This window comes from Streptococcus gwangjuense (genome assembly GCF_003627155.1).
GTDB lineage: Bacteria > Bacillota > Bacilli > Lactobacillales > Streptococcaceae > Streptococcus > Streptococcus gwangjuensis.
The window spans coordinates 857,924-875,041 of record NZ_CP032621.1 but is presented as its reverse complement, the minus strand read 5'-3'; the positions used below and the strand labels follow the sequence as shown (position 1 = coordinate 875,041).

The 17,118-nt window shown below is 38.3% G+C and carries 18 protein-coding genes and 1 pseudogene; 18 read left to right on the top strand and 1 reads right to left on the bottom strand.

Annotated elements, in window-relative coordinates:
• Positions 1-34 precede the first annotated feature (34 nt).
• The 18 genes and pseudogenes from D7D53_RS04330 to D7D53_RS04245 all read left to right on the top strand — a co-directional run bounded on the left by D7D53_RS04330 (position 35) and on the right by D7D53_RS04245 (position 16,315).
• Positions 35-367 carry a hypothetical protein gene (locus D7D53_RS04330; protein ID WP_120770260.1) on the top strand — a complete coding sequence of 111 codons (333 nt, stop codon included), beginning with the start codon at positions 35-37 and terminating at the stop codon, positions 365-367.
• Between the two features lie 134 nt (positions 368-501).
• Positions 502-972 (top strand): hypothetical protein, encoded by a 471-nt coding sequence (locus D7D53_RS04325; RefSeq protein WP_120770259.1) that lies wholly within the window; start codon positions 502-504, stop codon positions 970-972.
• A 157-nt stretch (positions 973-1,129) separates the two neighbouring features.
• Positions 1,130-1,242, top strand: a pseudogene (locus D7D53_RS04320) (ADP-ribosylglycohydrolase); the annotation flags it as partial.
• 114 nt (positions 1,243-1,356) lie between these two features.
• A complete protein-coding gene (locus D7D53_RS04315) occupies positions 1,357-1,974 on the top strand; it encodes an SAP domain-containing protein (protein ID WP_120770258.1) in 618 nt (205 codons plus the stop codon).
• 40 nt (positions 1,975-2,014) lie between these two features.
• The gene (locus D7D53_RS04310) at positions 2,015-2,869 is read left to right on the top strand and encodes an ADP-ribosylglycohydrolase family protein (RefSeq protein ID WP_120770257.1); all 855 of its coding nucleotides are present in this window, start codon (positions 2,015-2,017) and stop codon (positions 2,867-2,869) included.
• 110 nt (positions 2,870-2,979) lie between these two features.
• Positions 2,980-3,861 carry a diacylglycerol/lipid kinase family protein gene (locus D7D53_RS04305; RefSeq protein WP_120770256.1) on the top strand — a complete coding sequence of 294 codons (882 nt, stop codon included), beginning with the start codon at positions 2,980-2,982 and terminating at the stop codon, positions 3,859-3,861.
• Between the two features lie 52 nt (positions 3,862-3,913).
• Positions 3,914-4,369, top strand: a complete 456-nt coding sequence (locus D7D53_RS04300; protein WP_120770255.1) for a hypothetical protein — start codon at positions 3,914-3,916, stop codon at positions 4,367-4,369.
• A gap of 112 nt (positions 4,370-4,481) precedes the next feature.
• Positions 4,482-4,973: a phosphoribosylanthranilate isomerase gene (locus tag D7D53_RS04295; RefSeq protein WP_120770254.1), complete on the top strand. Its 492-nt coding sequence runs from the start codon at positions 4,482-4,484 to the stop codon at positions 4,971-4,973.
• A 176-nt stretch (positions 4,974-5,149) separates the two neighbouring features.
• Positions 5,150-6,892 carry a glycoside hydrolase family 13 protein gene (locus tag D7D53_RS04290; protein ID WP_120770253.1) on the top strand — a complete coding sequence of 581 codons (1,743 nt, stop codon included), beginning with the start codon at positions 5,150-5,152 and terminating at the stop codon, positions 6,890-6,892.
• A gap of 119 nt (positions 6,893-7,011) precedes the next feature.
• Entirely contained in the window at positions 7,012-7,323 is a 312-nt protein-coding gene (locus D7D53_RS04285) for a hypothetical protein (protein ID WP_120770252.1), read from the top strand.
• Between the two features lie 552 nt (positions 7,324-7,875).
• A complete protein-coding gene (locus D7D53_RS04280) occupies positions 7,876-9,336 on the top strand; it encodes an aminotransferase class I/II-fold pyridoxal phosphate-dependent enzyme (protein ID WP_120770251.1) in 1,461 nt (486 codons plus the stop codon).
• Positions 9,337-10,197 carry a polyamine aminopropyltransferase gene (gene speE, locus D7D53_RS04275; RefSeq protein ID WP_000366710.1) on the top strand — a complete coding sequence of 287 codons (861 nt, stop codon included), beginning with the start codon at positions 9,337-9,339 and terminating at the stop codon, positions 10,195-10,197. It abuts the gene before it with no gap.
• The gene (locus D7D53_RS04270; RefSeq protein ID WP_120770250.1) at positions 10,194-11,453 is read left to right on the top strand and encodes a saccharopine dehydrogenase family protein; all 1,260 of its coding nucleotides are present in this window, start codon (positions 10,194-10,196) and stop codon (positions 11,451-11,453) included. Before speE ends, D7D53_RS04270 begins: the two co-directional genes overlap by 4 nt.
• Positions 11,453-12,580 (top strand): carboxynorspermidine decarboxylase, encoded by a 1,128-nt coding sequence (gene nspC, locus D7D53_RS04265; RefSeq protein ID WP_120770249.1) that lies wholly within the window; start codon positions 11,453-11,455, stop codon positions 12,578-12,580. Before D7D53_RS04270 ends, nspC begins: the two co-directional genes overlap by 1 nt.
• Positions 12,577-13,662, top strand: a complete 1,086-nt coding sequence (gene aguA / locus D7D53_RS04260) for an agmatine deiminase (protein WP_061589722.1) — start codon at positions 12,577-12,579, stop codon at positions 13,660-13,662. The genes nspC and aguA overlap by 4 nt, the downstream gene beginning before the upstream one ends.
• A gap of 9 nt (positions 13,663-13,671) precedes the next feature.
• Positions 13,672-14,547: an N-carbamoylputrescine amidase gene (gene aguB, locus D7D53_RS04255; RefSeq protein ID WP_120770248.1), complete on the top strand. Its 876-nt coding sequence runs from the start codon at positions 13,672-13,674 to the stop codon at positions 14,545-14,547.
• A gap of 191 nt (positions 14,548-14,738) precedes the next feature.
• The gene (locus tag D7D53_RS04250) at positions 14,739-15,440 is read left to right on the top strand and encodes a response regulator transcription factor (RefSeq protein WP_120770247.1); all 702 of its coding nucleotides are present in this window, start codon (positions 14,739-14,741) and stop codon (positions 15,438-15,440) included.
• Complete coding sequence (locus D7D53_RS04245) at positions 15,437-16,315, top strand: sensor histidine kinase (protein ID WP_120770246.1); 879 nt, start codon at positions 15,437-15,439, stop codon at positions 16,313-16,315. Before D7D53_RS04250 ends, D7D53_RS04245 begins: the two co-directional genes overlap by 4 nt.
• Before the next feature lie 40 nt (positions 16,316-16,355).
• Here the strand turns inward: D7D53_RS04245 and D7D53_RS04240 are convergent, their stop codons facing one another.
• Entirely contained in the window at positions 16,356-17,108 is a 753-nt protein-coding gene (locus D7D53_RS04240; RefSeq protein WP_084946507.1) for an ABC-2 family transporter permease, read from the bottom strand.
• Positions 17,109-17,118 lie beyond the last annotated feature (10 nt).

The window sequence follows — 17,118 nt, the reverse complement described above, 5'->3', positions numbered from 1 at the left end:
CGCACATTATCCAAATAATGATGAAGAATACTATGTGGAGGCTTCTTATTACATAAAACCTCTCAATCCAGATTTTGAAAAGTTTAAATCGTTGACAATCTGCTCAGATATTGATTTAAGAAGTTCAAGATTAATAGATAATTTAGGTGGTGAGCATAAAGAGGGTTATAATTGGCAAGTCTATAATATTGATTTAGGTATTGTGGCTCATCCATATTCTTATCTAGAACAGGAAGTCTCTGAAACTCCCGTTGGACTTCCATATTATGCGGAATGGATTGAAAAATATAAGGAACTCTATGGATTTACAGTTGCTTGGAAGTATTTTGTATCTGATGACGATTTGTCAGTTTGGTTTAATACATAAAATTTTCATATAATTTTAATAGATAAATTAGGAGTAATTTAGCATTATATCTAAAAGTAAAATTTATTCCACTAAAAGTTGATTGACGATTTTTAAACAATTTATCCTAGCATAGTTAGGAATGGAGAGATAAGATGATATGGACTAAGGAATATTTTTCTAAAATTGAATTTATTATTCATTGTGGTTGTGAAATTTTTGGTTATTTTGAGTGTAATCTGATGAACTCTGAACTGTCCTACCAAGAGTGTGGGAATACTGGAATGATCGTTTTTGAACATAGTCAGAAACTATCCGAAAAAGCCTTATCTAAACTTATGAAATATACGCTACTTATTGATTTTGAGAAATATAGAAAGGGGAATAATTCAAATAAGAATGATAAAGTTATTGGTTATAGAGATGCCTTTTCGATAACTTTCAAGGGCTATAGTCAAGATGGACAAGCTTTATTGATATATAATATGGACTATGTTTACAAGGATTGGTACAATAGACCCGTTGATAGCTTATATAGTTTTATAAGCGATACCTATTTTCCAGATTTTCAAAATAATAGATGTTTTATTGCTCAAGGGCTGATGGCTGGTGTACTTCCGTTTTAGGTATAATAGGAAGATGTAGTACATAATGAAATCAAAAAAGTTATTTAATTATAATTTGATTAGATGAATACCTATAAATTATAAAAAATTCGTTAATAGATAATTTAAAAACTATAGTTGATGGTCAAATTCCCGATATCTTACAAGGAGGAAACGGATGCTAGGAGCAATAGTTGGAGATATTGTAGGTTCAGTTTACGAATGGAACAATATCAAAACGAAGGTTTTTCTTTATTTCGTGAGGATTGTTTTTTCATGGATGATATGGTAAGTCCGAATCGCTGAGTGTGTGATTGTGATCTGGTGTCCTAAGTATGAAAAATGGCAAACAGTAAAGTACTCTTTTAAGGTGAAAACCTAAACTGGTTTTAAGGAGGTAAAATATTGATAGAAAGCAGACCTGAGTTTGAAAAAATCACATCCTTTGATGAGTTTAATAAATACTATTGGTATCGAGATGAACTTTCACAGATATGCAAGTCATTAGGACTTGAATATAGTGGTACCAAACAAGAACTAAATGATATTATTGAGCAGTACTTTAAGGGCAATTTGATTACAAAATCATCAATAAAAAGGAAAAAGAAACGAGTAGAAGTCGTTACCTTGGACACGCCCTTACTTGAATGTGGATTCTCCTTTAATGCAGACTTTAGAGAATATTTCTCAACTTTAACAGATGTTTCGCCCTTTAAATTTACTGCTGATATGGCTACAGCTTGGAGAAAAGTAAAAAGAGAAAATGATTTGAGTTTTACAATCCAAGATATGCTAAAAGTCTATTATGGAAATTCAGACTATGCCAAGTATGATCATTCGGTTTGTCAATGGAATCAATTTTTAAAGGATTTCTGTGCAGACGAAAATAGCCGCAACTACTCAAACAAGTTAAAAATAGCTTCTATTCTTTGGAAAGAAGTTAGAAATTCAAAGGCTGAAAAAATTTATTCAAAGAATCTTTTGACTGAATATGCTGATAAAATAAACGGGTATGGGAAATAGAAAAATCAGTCTAAACTAATAGTTCACAAGGAGGAATCTTATGCTAGGAGCAATCGTTGGAGACATTGTTGGCTCTGTTTACGAATGGAACAATATCAAAACGAAGGACTTTCCTTTATTTCGTAAGGACTGCTTTTTTACAGATGACACGGTTATGACCTGTGCTGTTGCAGAGGCGATTATGAATGGGGGACAAAAAGACGACTTCATTGATGCTATGAAGAAATATGGTAGACTGTATCCTGATGCTGATTATGGTGCTCGCTTTAATGCATGGCTAAACAGCGATAACCGTGAGCCTTATAATAGCTTTGGGAATGGTTCGGCTATGCGTGTTTCTCCATGCGCTTGGTCCATGGACTGTAGTTTTTATGCTAGAACCGGAATGTGGCCATCATCTAGAGAACTTGCGAGTCTTTCTGCAGAGGTAACTCATAATCACCCAGAAGGTGTCAAAGGTGCTATGGCTATAGCTGATGCTATTTTTCTGTGTCGTTTTTACTTTGGTGGTTATTGTAGAGAATACGAACAACCAATTAATGACAATCCTACAGAGTGTAAAAGACTGATTAAGGATTATATAGAGAAGACTTACGGCTACAATCTATCTCAAACTTTAGATGAAATCCGCCCTAACTATCGTTTTAACGAAACATGTCAAGAAACTGTCCCTCAAGCCATTATTGCCTTTCTTGAAAGTAGAGACTTCGAAGATGCGATAAGGAATGCTATCTCACTTGGTGGCGATAGTGATACACTTGCAGCAATCACAGGAAGTATAGCCGAGGCAGCTTATGGTATTCCTGATTGGATCAAGGATAAGGCCTATTCTTACTTGGATGAACCCTTAAAGGATGTAGTTATACGATGGGAAAACAGAATAAAAGCTTATTAATCTCCAGTACGTCAGATTTCTCTTTTCTATATTTTCATTGTATAATGAGAGTACATTTAGTTGCATACGACGAAATGTAAACATTTCTATTTAAAATTAAGGAGAAATTAATGAAAAAGGCAATGTTAATTATCAATCCTACTTCTGGTGGCGAGAAGGCTTTGGATTACAAAGATAAGCTGGAAAATAAAGCAAAAGAATATTTTGAGCACGTGGAAACCAAAATTACTGAAAAAGCGCTGGATGCAACACATTTTGCTGAGGAAGCTTCTCGTGAGCAGTATGATGTAGTGGTTGTGTTTGGTGGAGACGGGACTGTCAACGAAGTCATTTCGGGTATTGCTGAGAGAGACTACATTCCTAAGTTAGGGATTATCCCAGGTGGGACGGGTAACCTCATTACGAAACTGTTGGAAATCAATCAAGACATCGATGGCGCGATTGATGAACTGGATTTCAACTTAACCAATAAGATTGATATCGGAAAAGCGAATGACAATTATTTTGGTTATATTTTTAGTATCGGTTCTCTTCCTGAAGCGATTCACAATGTTGAAATCGAGGACAAGACAAAATTCGGTATTTTAGCCTATGCTGTAAATACCATGAAGTCTGTCATGACAGATCAGGTCTTTAACATTAAGGTTGAGACAGAAAATGGAAATTATGTTGGTGAAGCGAGCCATGTTTTGGTTCTCTTGACAAATTACTTCGCTGATAAGAAAATCTTTGAAGAAAACAAAGACGGCTATGCCAATATTTTGATTCTGAAAGATGCATCTCTATTCTCCAAATTATCCGTCATTCCAGATTTACTAAAAGGAGATGTTGTCGGCAATGATAATATTGAGTATATCAGAGCGCGTAATATTAAGATCTCTTCAGATAGTGAATTGGAGTCAGATGTTGACGGCGATAAATCGGATAACCTACCTGTAGAAATCAAAGTCCTAGCTCAGCGAGTAGAAGTATTTTCAAAACCGAAAGAGTAGAAGGACTGCAATTAAATATTAATATTGTTTAGAAAGTGAAAGGGGGCTTATTATGCCGAAATGCTATAAAAATATGGAATTAGAAAAGCTTATAAAAAATGGCTTAAAATATATTGGATTAAGAGATAATTTGGATATTACTATTGATTTAATATTAAAGATTAGAGAATATCTAGAATTGAAAGATATTAAATGGTATGAAAAAACATTTCCTGACGCATGTAAATTTGATCAAACAATAGGTGAAAAAAAACCGTACTCTGATGATGGAATTAAGTATTATTTTGAAAATGAAGTTTTAAAGTATTGCATATTATATAATTCAGATCAAATTTTTTACCCATACCAAAATTTTGGTCTTAATTTAAGTGGTTATAAAAAATGTGCTAACATTTACAAATATCGGTATATAAACGAAATTGATCATTTTTTTACGCATGCAATCAATAATTTTCTATTAAAGAAATCTTGTTCTTTTTTTAGAGAGTCAGGGTTGAAAATGATATAATTAAGAATTCTAAGTTAGATTAATTTTTTTGATATTGGTAATTGTAAAAAATGATATATATTTAAGTATATGTTATTAATTTAAACACCAAAATATAGATATCTTGATTTTAATGATTAAACTATTTGATGAATTTCGAACAATTTGTTCTCATTTAAACCAAGTCGGAATCACTCCGACGCTCATGGGGTCTTTGGGTTTTGTATACCGTTCAAATGAAGAATGGCAGCCGTCCGACATTGACATTCATGTTCCTGGAGATCCTAGAGGATGGGAAGTACCTGATCATCTCAGAATTTATGATTGGGACAAGATAATGAAAGTGATGAAACACTTAGGCTATGCCTTAATAGATATTCATGAGCATGAATTCCAAAAAGATGGTCTGAGTGTTGAGTTTGGAAGTATTGATTCTTTATCTGATTTTGCAGGAGTTTCGGAATCAGATATAGAGCTGATTCATCTTGAGAACATCACTTTTCGCGTTCCAAGTTTGGAACAGTTTTTAAGTATTTACAAGGCTTCTTCCCAAGATTCCTATCGAAATGACCACAATAACAATAAGGATTTTAAAAAGATTGAGTGGCTGGAAAGACATTTGTAAATCATCGTTTGAAAAGTAGTAAGTTGTAAGACTGGCTGCTTTTTTATTTATAGAACCAAACCACTAGAATCTATGGACAAACCTTGCAAATAAAATACGAAAGTAGTATACTAGATTAACAATTGTGAAAACGTTTGCGTTGTATACGTATAAAAGCAAACTAGGAGACAGATACAATGGAATTAACAGCCATTTACCACAGGCCTGAGTCGGAGTATGCCTATCTTTATAAGGATAAGAAGCTTCATATTCGGATTCGAACTAAGAAAGGGGACATCGAAAGCATCAACTTGCATTATGGTGATCCTTTTATCTTTATGGAGGAATTTTATCAGGATACAAAAGAAATGATCAAGATAACTTCTGATGTCTTATTTGATTATTGGCAGGTTGAAGTGTCCGTCGACTTTGCACGTATCCAGTATCTCTTTGAACTCAAGGATACAGAAGGCCAAAGTATTTTGTATGGCGATAAAGGGTGCGTTGAAAGTTCTCTAGAAAATCTTCATGCCATTGGAAACGGATTTAAGTTGCCTTATCTTCATGAGATTGATGCCTGCAAGGTTCCTGACTGGGTTTCAAATACGGTATGGTATCAGATATTTCCTGAGAGATTTGCCAATGGAAATGCTCTATTAAACCTAGAAGGGACTTTAGACTGGGATTCATCTAACACACCTCAGAGTGATGATTTCTTTGGTGGTGATTTACAGGGGATTATTGACCATCTGGATTACTTGCAAGACTTGGGCATTACTGGACTATATCTTTGTCCTATCTTTGAATCTACGAGCAATCATAAGTATAACACGACAGATTACTTTGAAATTGACTGTCATTTTGGAGACAAGGAGACCTTTCGGGAGCTGGTCGAACAAGCTCATCAGCGTGGCATGAAAATCATGCTGGATGCTGTATTTAATCATATCGGTTCGCAATCTCCTCAATGGCAAGATGTTGTCAAAAATGGTGAGCAATCTGCTTATAAGGATTGGTTCCATATACAACAATTCCCAGTGACTACTGAAAAGCCAGCTAATAAGAGAGACTTACCCTATCATGCTTTTGGTTTCGAGGACTATATGCCTAAGCTAAATACAGCCAATCCAGAGGTCAAGAATTATCTTTTAAAGGTTGCGACTTATTGGATTGAAGAGTTTGATATCGATGCTTGGCGTTTGGATGTGGCTAATGAGATTGACCATCAGTTTTGGAAGGATTTTCGAAAAGCAGTTTTAGCTAAAAAGCCTGATCTTTATATCCTAGGAGAAGTCTGGCATACGTCTCAGCCTTGGTTAAATGGAGATGAGTTCCATGCGGTCATGAATTATCCTTTATCTGATAGTATCAAGGACTATTTCTTACGAGGAATTAAGAAGACAGACCAATTCATCGATGAAATCAATGGTCAGTCTATGTATTACAAGCAGCAGATTTCAGAGGTCATGTTTAATCTCTTGGATTCACATGATACAGAACGAATCTTGTGGACGGCCAATGAGGATGTTCAACTGGTTAAATTAGCCCTAGCCTTTCTCTTTTTACAAAAAGGAACACCCTGCATCTATTACGGAACCGAGCTTTCCTTAACCGGCGGTCCAGACCCAGATTGTCGACGTTGTATGCCTTGGGAACGTGTATCAAGTGACAATGATATGCTGAATTTCATGAAGCAGCTGATTAATATTAGAAAACAAGCGTCATCAACCATTCAGCACGGCAAGTATAGCCTAAAAGAAATCAAACAAGATATAGTAGCTCTGGAATGGACATACGAAGGCCGGGTCCTTAAAGCAATATTTAACCAATCAAAAGATGATTATCTTGTAGAGAAAGAAGCAGTATCACTAGTAAGCAATTGCCAAGAATTGGAGAATCAGCTTGTTATCTCTCCAAATGGATTTGTGATTTTTCATTAAAGAGCAATTAAGAGTGTCAGGAAAATTGTAGGATAGAGAGAATTTTACAAACAGACTATTTGTCGTCTTGCTATAAATGATATATAATTTAACTTAAAGAAAATAGGAGGACTAATCGAATGGAATTAAAAGATTTTACAGAAAAAGAACAAGAGATGATTAAGAAGGGGCTTACGACGTCTAAGATTAGTGACAAGGAAACTGCTGAGAAAATTCTTGCACTAGTACCACAAGACTTGATTAAGCGCATTCCGTTTTTCGTCAGAAAACATGCAACAACACGTACGATTAAACGCATTTCAATTGAACACCCTGAACTCTACGCTGCAGCTCAAACAAGTGGTGAAATTCCAGAAAAAGAAAGAGAAGAATTGCGTCAGATTATCACGACTATCTTTGATCAAAAGATGAATAAGCATAGTATTCGTTAAATACAAAATCTGAGAACTAGAGCCTTCTAGTTCTTTTTATATCCGCTTTCACATTATACAGTTTATAAAAATCTATATAAAATATTATATTTCCGAACAAAAGTAGATGTTTTTTAAAAAAAGTACTTTACAGAATGTTGGAAGTATGATATAGTAATAAAGCTTAGAAAATGAGATGATGTTTTCTAGCAAATATAAACCCGAGTAAAAAATGCCTACGGACAGGCAGGGTTGAATGCCGAAGCGTGGTTGAAAAACCACATTATTGATAGGGTTAAAAGCCTACTTTTATAAGTTGATGTTAGGACACTTGTCCTAATTCATAAATTTTTAGTGTGGTGAAAGCACACGTCATCTTGTGAAACGATCAATAAAGTACGTAATATTTGCTACTAGAGAGTTAGGAAACATCAGGAACAGACATACTCAACAGAAACAAACATAAAAACGTCAGAAGATTGCAGAGCAGGTGAAATCCTGCTCTTTTTTCATGAGTCAACCTTTAGTTCCTTAGTTTTTATAAGGTCCTAAAAATATTGAAAGGAGTATGTCTTGAAAGAGTTAGATCAAAATCAAGCCCCAATTTATGAGGCCTTGGTGAAGTTACGCAAGAAACGGATTGTTCCCTTTGATGTTCCAGGTCACAAGCGTGGACGAGGAAATCCAGAACTTGTTGAACTACTAGGTGAAAAATGTGTAGGCATTGATGTTAATTCGATGAAACCCTTGGATAATTTAGGGCATCCCATTTCGATCATTCGGGATGCAGAGGAGCTGGCAGCTGATGCTTTTGGAGCAGCCCATGCCTTTCTCATGATTGGGGGAACAACTTCATCGGTGCAGACTATGATTCTTTCCACCTGCAAGGCTGGAGATAAGATTATTCTGCCACGAAATGTCCACAAATCTGCTATCAATGCCCTGGTTCTATGTGGTGCTATTCCTATCTATATCGAGATGAGTGTGAACCCTAAAATTGGTATCGCTTTAGGTCTTGAAAATGACCGAGTAGCCCAGGCCATAAAGGACCATCCAGATGCTAAGGCCATTTTGATTAACAATCCTACTTACTACGGCATCTGTTCAGACCTAAAGGGATTGACAAAAATGGCTCATGAAGCTGGCATGATGGTTTTAGTAGATGAAGCCCATGGAGCGCATTTGCATTTCACTGATAAACTTCCAATTTCTGCTATGGAAGCAGGAGCTGATATGGCAGCAGTTTCCATGCATAAGTCTGGTGGGAGTTTGACACAAAGTTCGCTTCTTTTAATCGGGGAGCAGATGAATCCTGAATACGTACGTCAGATTATCAATCTTACCCAGTCAACATCCGCCTCTTATTTGTTGATGGCTAGCTTGGATATTTCGCGTCGCAACTTGGCTCTTCGTGGTAAAGAGTCGTTTGAGAAGGTCATTGAGTTATCAGAGTATGCTCGTCGTGAAATCAATGCTATCGGTGGCTACTATGCCTACTCAAAAGAGCTAATAGATGGTGTGTCGGTCTGTGATTTTGACGTGACCAAGCTGTCAGTTTACACTCAGGGTATTGGCTTAACAGGTATCGAGGTTTATGACCTCCTACGAGACGAATACGACATTCAGATTGAGTTTGGTGATATTGGCAATATCTTGGCCTATATTTCGATTGGTGACCGTATCCAAGACATCGAGCGTTTGGTCGGTGCTTTGGCTGATATAAAGAGACTATACTCACGAAATGGGAAGGACTTGATAGCAGGAGAATATATCCAGCCCGAGTTAGTGCTGTCTCCGCAAGAAGCCTTCTATTCAGAGAGAAAAAGTTTGACCTTGGATGATTCTGTTGGACAAGTCTGTGGGGAATTTGTCATGTGCTATCCTCCAGGGATTCCAATCTTGGCTCCAGGTGAACGCATTACACGAGAAATTGTAGACTATATCCAATTTGCCAAGGAACGTGGTTGTTCCCTCCAAGGGACGGAAGATACAGAGGTCAATCACATCAACGTCATTAAGAGAAAGGAGAACTAGATGGATTTATGGTTTTCTGAAGTTCATACTCCAGATGTGAAATTGTCCTTGAGAACTGCCAAGCAACTCTATGCTGGAAAAAGTGAATGGCAGGATATAGAAGTCTTGGATACGCCAGCTTTTGGGAAAATATTAATCTTAAATGGCCATGTCTTGTTTTCAGATGCAGATGACTTTGTCTACAACGAAATGACGGTCCACGTACCCATGGCTGTGCATCCCAATCCAAAGAAAGTATTGGTTATAGGGGGTGGTGACGGCGGTGTGGCCCAAGTTTTAACACTCTATCCAGAATTGGAGCAAATCGATATTGTGGAACCGGATGAGATGCTGGTTGAAGTCTGTCGTGAGTATTTTCCAGATTTTGCTGCAGGGCTAGATGATCCCCGTGTTACCATTTACTACCAAAATGGACTACGCTTTTTACGAAACTGCGAAGATGACTACGATATTATCATCAACGATGCGACAGATCCATTTGGACATACGGAAGGGCTCTTTACCAAGGAATTTTACGGAAACAGTTACAGAGCCTTGAAAGAGGACGGAATCATGATCTATCAGCATGGGAGTCCTTTCTTTGACGAAGATGAGTCAGCTTGCCGAAGCATGCACCGCAAGGTCAATCAAGCATTTCCAATCAGTCGGGTTTATCAGGCCCATATCCCAACCAGTCCAGCGGGCTATTGGTTGTTTGGATTTGCATCGAAAAAATACCACCCTATCAAAGATTTTGACAAGGAGGGCTGGAAAAAACGCCAGCTTTTCACGGAATACTACACTGCAAACTTACATGTGGGGGCCTTTATGTTGCCCAAGTATGTTGAGGACATTTTAGAAGAAGAGGAAGGAAAAAAATGAGTCGTTTACTTGTTATTGGATGTGGGGGCGTTGCCCAAGTTGCTATTTCAAAGATTTGTCAAGATAGCGAAACATTTACAGAAATTATGATTGCTAGCCGTACCAAGTCAAAATGCGATGACTTGAAAGCGAAGCTAGAAGGTAAAACTACGACAAAAATTGAAACTGCTGCTCTTGATGCTGACAAGGTTGAAGAAGTGATTGCCTTGATCGAAAGCTACAAACCAGAAGCAGTTTTGAACGTAGCTTTACCATATCAAGATTTAACCATTATGGACGCTTGTTTGGCAACAGGTGTTCACTATATCGATACAGCCAACTACGAGGCTGAGGATACAGAAGACCCTGAGTGGCGTGCTATCTATGAAAAACGCTGTAAGGAACTTGGATTTACAGCCTACTTTGACTACTCATGGCAATGGGCTTATCAGGAGAAATTCAAAGAAGCCGGCTTGACTGCTCTGCTTGGATCTGGCTTTGACCCAGGTGTGACTAGTGTCTTTTCAGCTTATGCCCTCAAACATTATTTTGATGAAATCCACTATATCGACATTTTAGACTGTAATGGTGGTGACCACGGTTATCCGTTTGCGACAAACTTCAACCCAGAAATCAATCTCCGTGAGGTTTCTGCGCCAGGTTCTTACTGGGAAGATGGAAAATGGGTAGAAGTTGAAGCTATGTCTATCAAACGCGAGTATGATTTCCCTCAAGTTGGGCAAAAAGACATGTATCTCCTTCACCATGAAGAAATTGAATCACTTGCCAAAAACATTCCAGGAGTCAAACGGATTCGTTTCTTTATGACCTTTGGTCAATCTTATCTTACACATATGAAATGTTTAGAAAACGTTGGTCTCCTTCGTACAGATGCTATTAATTTTAACGGACAAGAGATTGTTCCAATTCAATTTTTGAAAGCCTTGCTTCCAGATCCTGCAAGCCTTGGCCCACGCACTGTTGGTAAAACCAATATCGGTTGTATCTTTACAGGTGTCAAAGATGGTGTTGAAAAGACCATCTACATCTACAATGTTTGCGACCATCAGGAATGCTACGCAGAGGTTGGTTCACAAGCTATTTCTTACACTACAGGCGTTCCAGCTATGATTGGGACAAAATTAGTTATGAACGGTACTTGGAAACAACCTGGAGTTTACAACCTTGAAGAATTGGATCCAGATCCATTCATGGAAGCTTTGAATGAGTATGGCTTGCCTTGGGTTGTGGTTGAAAATCCACAAATGGTGGACTAATGAAGCTAGAACAAGTACCAACACCAGCTTATGTCATTGACTTGGCAAAGTTAGAAGCCAACTGCCGCATTCTACAATATGTGCAAGAAGAAGCCGGTTGCAAGATTTTACTTGCCCAGAAGGCATATTCTCTTTATAAAACCTATCCCATGATTAGCCAGTACCTATCTGGTACGACAGCTAGTGGACTCTATGAAGCGAAGCTGGCTAGAGAAGAATTTACGGGGGAAGTCCATGTCTTTGCGCCTGCTTTCAAGGATACGGACTTGGAGGAATTGCTTGAGATAACGGACCATATCGTCTTTAACTCGGAGAGACAGTTGCGTAAGCATGGGGCTCGTTGTCGAGAGACTGGTATTAGTGTCGGTTTACGTCTCAATCCTCAGTGTTCAACTCAAGGAGATCACGCGCTCTATGACCCTTGTGCACCTGGATCTCGTTTTGGAGTTACTCTAGACAAGATACCAAGTGATTTGTTGGATTTAGTGGACGGTCTTCATTTTCATACCCTTTGTGAGCAAGGTTCAGATGATTTAGAGACAACCTTGAAAGCAGTAGAAGCGCAGTTTGGATCCTATTTGCATCAAGTTAAATGGCTCAATATGGGTGGTGGACACCACATCACCAGAGAAGACTACGATGTAGATTTGCTGATTTCTGAAATCAAGCGTATCCGAGAAACTTACAATCTTGAAGTCTATATTGAGCCGGGTGAAGCCATTGCGCTCAATGCAGGTTATCTAGCAACTGAAGTATTGGATATTGTAGAAAACGGCATGGAAATCTTGGTTTTAGACGCCTCTGCTACCTGCCATATGCCTGATGTACTTGAGATGCCCTATCGTCCACCTTTGAGAAATGGCTTTGAGGCACAGGAAAAAGCCCATACCTATAGACTTTCTTCCAATACCTGTCTGACAGGTGATGTGATTGGTGATTATAGTTTTGAAAATCCAGTCCAAATCGGAGACAGACTTTATTTCGAAGACATGGCCATTTACTCATTTGTTAAAAATAACACCTTTAATGGTATTGGATTGCCAAGTCTCTATCTCATGGACGAGCAGGGTGACTGCAGCTTAGTTAAAGCCTTTGGCTATCAAGACTTTAAAGGGAGATTATCATGATGGACAGTCCAAAAAAATTAGGCTATCACATGCCAGCAGAGTACGAACCACATCATGGTACCCTCATGATATGGCCGACTCGACCAGGTTCATGGCCTTTTCAAGGAAAAGCTGCTAAAGCAGCATTTAGCCAGATTATTAAGACCATAGCAGAAGGGGAAACCGTTTATCTCTTGGTGGAGCAAGACTATCTATCTGAAGCCCAATCTTATCTTGGAGACAAGGTAGTTTATTTAGACATTCCCACCAATGATGCTTGGGCGCGTGATACAGGTCCGACCATTCTTCTTAATGATAAAAGGGAAAAGTTGGCGGTAGATTGGTCTTTCAATGCCTGGGGTGGTGCTGTTGACGGTCTCTACCAAGACTATGAAGCAGATGACCAAGTAGCCAGTCGCTTTGCAGAAGTTTTAGAGATACCTGTTTATGATGCCAAACCTTTTGTACTGGAAGGTGGAGCCATTCATAGTGATGGTCAAGGAACCATTCTCGTAACTGAAAGTTGCTTGCTTAGTCCTGGTCGCAATCCTCATCTTAGTAAGGATGAAATTGAAAATACCTTATTAGAGTGCCTTGGTGCTGAAAAAGTTATTTGGCTTCCTTATGGTATTTATCAGGACGAAACCAATGAACACGTTGACAATGTTGCTACCTTTGTTGGTCCTGCTGAGCTTGTTTTAGCTTGGACAGATGACAAAAGCGATCCTCAATATGCCATGTCAGCAGCTGATTTAGCGCTTTTAGAAAAGGAAACAGATGCAAAAGGTCGACACTTCACCATTCATAAATTGCCTATCCCTGCAGTTCGACAAGTTGTGACAGAAGAAGATCTTCCTGGTTATTCCTACGAAGAAGGTGAAGAAGAGCGATACGCAGGTGAAAGGCTTGCTGCTTCCTATGTCAATTTCTATATTGCCAACAAGTCTGTTTTAGTGCCACAGTTTCAGGATAAAAATGACCAAGTAGCCTTAGATATCCTCAGTAAGTGTTTCCCAGACCGTAAAGTTGTCGGAATACCAGCCAGAGATATTCTCTTAGGTGGTGGAAATATTCACTGTATCACCCAACAAATCCCAGAATAGGAGAAAAAGATGAGAAATGTAAAAGTTTCAGCCATTCAGATGCAATGTGCCAAGGATGTGGCAACAAATATTCAAACAGCAGAGCGTTTAGTACGTCAGGCTGCAGAACAAGGTGCACAAATTATTCTTTTACCCGAATTATTTGAACGTCCATACTTTTGTCAGGAACGTCAGTATGACTACTACCAGCATGCCCAATCTGTAGCAGAAAATACTGCCATTCAGCATTTTAAGGTGATTGCTAAGGAACTACAGCTTGTTTTACCGATCAGTTTCTATGAAAAAGATGGCAATGTCTTGTATAACTCTATTGCCGTCATTGATGCAGATGGGGAAGTGCTGGGCGTTTATCGAAAGACCCACATACCAGATGACCATTACTATCAAGAAAAATTCTATTTCACGCCTGGCAATACAGGTTTCAAGGTATGGGATACTCGCTATGCTAAGATTGGGATCGGTATCTGTTGGGATCAATGGTTCCCTGAAACAGCGCGCTGTCTTGCGTTAAATGGTGCTGAATTGCTCTTTTATCCTACAGCCATCGGTTCAGAGCCGATTTTGGATACAGATAGTTGTGGTCATTGGCAACGTACCATGCAAGGACACGCAGCAGCAAATATTGTCCCAGTTATTGCAGCCAATCGTTATGGATTAGAGGAAGTCACTCCTAGTGAGGAAAATGGTGGACAGAGTTCCAGTCTTGACTTCTACGGTTCATCCTTTATGACGGATGAAACAGGAGCTATTCTAGAGCAAGCTGAAAGACAAGCTGAAGCTGTTCTGTTAGCTACTTATGACCTAGACAAGGGAGCAAGCGAACGCCTAAACTGGGGCTTGTTTCGAGATAGAAGACCCGAAATGTATCAACGTATTACGGACTAGTAGGAGAGAAATGAGAGATTCATTCTGCTAGATTAACTTCTTATTTTCGACTATAAGGATACTATGTTGTCTAGTAAGCGGATTTTATATTTTAACCCTCTAAGGCTTTCTCGCGCTTTGATGCGAGGAGCTTTTCTGTTTAAGCTTTATCAATAAAACATGCTATAATAGTTGCAGAAAGGTTGGTATTTATGGCTAGGATATTGGTTATTGAAGACAATAGTGACATTCAAGAGATTTTGCGAACACTTCTTACTGAGGAGCATGAGGTGATTCAAGCCTTTTCTGGTACAGAAGGAATCATGCTTTTTGACCAAGGTGGGATTGACCTCGTTTTGCTAGATATCATGCTTCCTGGGAAAAATGGGGATCAGGTTTTAAAAGCCATCAGGGAACAAAGTCAAATTCCAGTCATTATGCTAACAGCTTTGAGCGATAAGAAGTTAATCAGTCAATACCTCTTAGACGGTGCCAATGATTACATAGTCAAACCTTTTGATTTGGACGAAGTCTTTGCCAGAGTTACTGTTCAATTACGCCAAAGTGCAGAAAAACAGCCTATGGAAATAGGAAAAACTGAAAATCTGCCACAAAACTTGAAAAATATCCAGTTTGATGCAGAAAGTTTTGAAATCAAAAATAGTCAGGAAACGATTCGCCTTGCCAAGAAAGAATGCTTGATTCTCCAAACTCTCATTAAATATCCAAAGAAAATTTTCACCAAGGAAGAACTTTATGAATTGGTCTGGGAGGATAGCTACCTACCTGGAGATAATACTCTCAATACGCATTTGAGTAATCTTCGTAAAAAATTAAACCAGCTTGACCCAAATCAAGAATATATTGAAACCATCTGGGGCGTTGGGGTAAGATTAAAAGGAGACAAGCAATGACCTACATGATAATTTTTGTTCTACTGGTACTCCTAATTATTTTATCGATTGCATTGATTCGCTACCATCTAGCACTTAAAAACTTGAGTCAACAGATTGAAGACAAGATTCTCACGGGTAGTATGAAAAGAGTCGGAGTCAACATTTTTTCCAAACATTTTTTACATCTCTACCAGCAAATTGAAAATCTATTTCAAGAAGTGGAACAATCTCGATTGGTGATGAAAAGGGAAAAACAGACTCTGGATATGGCCATCAGCAATATCGCTCATGATATTCGAACACCTTTGACTATCGCTTCAGGTTACACCCAACAATTGATAAAGTCTCCTGAAAAGCAAGCAGAAACCTTACAAAAAATCGCCCAGCATCTTGATTTAGTTTCCAAACGTTTAGAGGCTCTTCTAGAATATCGTCGTTTGATGGAAGGAGCTGTCAAACCGAAACTGGAAGAAGTGGATTTTTCAGCTTTTATCACCAAAAAGACTCTGGCTTATTATGATGTTTTTCAGGCGGCGAATATCACGCTTGATTTTAAGGTTGAAGATGATTTAAAAATGAGGACTGATGAAGACTTGCTGGATCGAATTTTACAAAATTTGCTTGGAAATGTCCTCAAACATGGCAAGGAAGAAGCGCGTCTATCTTTGAGAAAGGAAAAGGAACAGCTTGTCTTAGAGATTGCAAACCTTGTTAAACAGCCCATCAAAAGAATAGAAAATCTCAGTAACCGTTTTTATTCTGAAAATCTATCTGATACGGAAGAATCTTCTGGTTTAGGTCTTTATATCACTGAGGAATTATGTCATCTTCTCGGTGCAGATATGAAACTAAGCACAGATGGGCAATGGTTGTCGGTTTTCATTTACTTTTAACGAAAATAACCCTCCTCTGTAGCTAGAGGAGGTCATTTTTTTATAGACTTTTCTTTTTGAAAACTGCCAGTCCACTTAGATTAAAGATTACAATAACAGCTAAGGTAACTATAAGTGTATAGAAAATGGATTCACTATTAGCAGTCATAGCATAGGAAAAATGCAAGGACAAATATGGTAAAAATTTGATATTTGGAAAAATGATCATTGGCATAGAAAGGATGATAGAGCTAATCAGATAACCAATAAATACGGCAAGATAAGAATGAGTCAGGTAGAGAATAAAGGAAATAATCGAAAGCCAAGCGAGAAGGCAGAGAAATTGAAGGAAAATCATTAAGAGGAGATTAGTAACAAAACCATCAGGTATCGTACCAAGTCCGTTTAGTAGAGTTGAGGGAACAAAAGCAATCACAAGGCTGGCGATGAGTTGTAAGAGAGCGATACTTGCTAGAACAAAGGATTTAGCAAGGAAAAACTCTGTACGAGAAACGCCAACTGTCAAACTATTTTTATAAAGCTTGCCGATTAAATCGACCCCAAGAACTAAACACACTAGAATAATGCAGAGAAAAACGAGGTTTGAATCATTGCTAGACGCATTGATAAGAGCTTCTATCCCATTCCAACCATGGGTTCGAGTTTCTGGAGGTGTTGTCTGAACTGCCATTAAATGTCCTGTAGCCCCGATAGTGGCACCCAGTAGCAAGAGTACAAAGAGAATGAATTCTGTAATCCAGAATCCTTTGGAGCGGAAAAGACGGTAAAAGTCTGCTTGAATGGTATGTATCATGATTTTCCTC

Coding starts and splice junctions, on each gene's coding strand:
- D7D53_RS04290 (WP_120770253.1), top strand. CDS start 5,150: ATGGAATTAACAGCCATTTACCACAGGCCTGAGTCGGAGTATGCCTAT.
- D7D53_RS04300 (WP_120770255.1), top strand. CDS start 3,914: ATGCCGAAATGCTATAAAAATATGGAATTAGAAAAGCTTATAAAAAAT.
- D7D53_RS04310 (WP_120770257.1), top strand. CDS start 2,015: ATGCTAGGAGCAATCGTTGGAGACATTGTTGGCTCTGTTTACGAATGG.
- aguA (WP_061589722.1), top strand. CDS start 12,577: ATGATGGACAGTCCAAAAAAATTAGGCTATCACATGCCAGCAGAGTAC.
- D7D53_RS04250 (WP_120770247.1), top strand. CDS start 14,739: ATGGCTAGGATATTGGTTATTGAAGACAATAGTGACATTCAAGAGATT.
- D7D53_RS04240 (WP_084946507.1), bottom strand. CDS start 17,108: ATGATACATACCATTCAAGCAGACTTTTACCGTCTTTTCCGCTCCAAA.
- D7D53_RS04285 (WP_120770252.1), top strand. CDS start 7,012: ATGGAATTAAAAGATTTTACAGAAAAAGAACAAGAGATGATTAAGAAG.
- D7D53_RS04305 (WP_120770256.1), top strand. CDS start 2,980: ATGAAAAAGGCAATGTTAATTATCAATCCTACTTCTGGTGGCGAGAAG.
- D7D53_RS04270 (WP_120770250.1), top strand. CDS start 10,194: ATGAGTCGTTTACTTGTTATTGGATGTGGGGGCGTTGCCCAAGTTGCT.
- D7D53_RS04295 (WP_120770254.1), top strand. CDS start 4,482: ATGATTAAACTATTTGATGAATTTCGAACAATTTGTTCTCATTTAAAC.
- aguB (WP_120770248.1), top strand. CDS start 13,672: ATGAGAAATGTAAAAGTTTCAGCCATTCAGATGCAATGTGCCAAGGAT.
- nspC (WP_120770249.1), top strand. CDS start 11,453: ATGAAGCTAGAACAAGTACCAACACCAGCTTATGTCATTGACTTGGCA.
- D7D53_RS04245 (WP_120770246.1), top strand. CDS start 15,437: ATGACCTACATGATAATTTTTGTTCTACTGGTACTCCTAATTATTTTA.
- speE (WP_000366710.1), top strand. CDS start 9,337: ATGGATTTATGGTTTTCTGAAGTTCATACTCCAGATGTGAAATTGTCC.
- D7D53_RS04325 (WP_120770259.1), top strand. CDS start 502: ATGATATGGACTAAGGAATATTTTTCTAAAATTGAATTTATTATTCAT.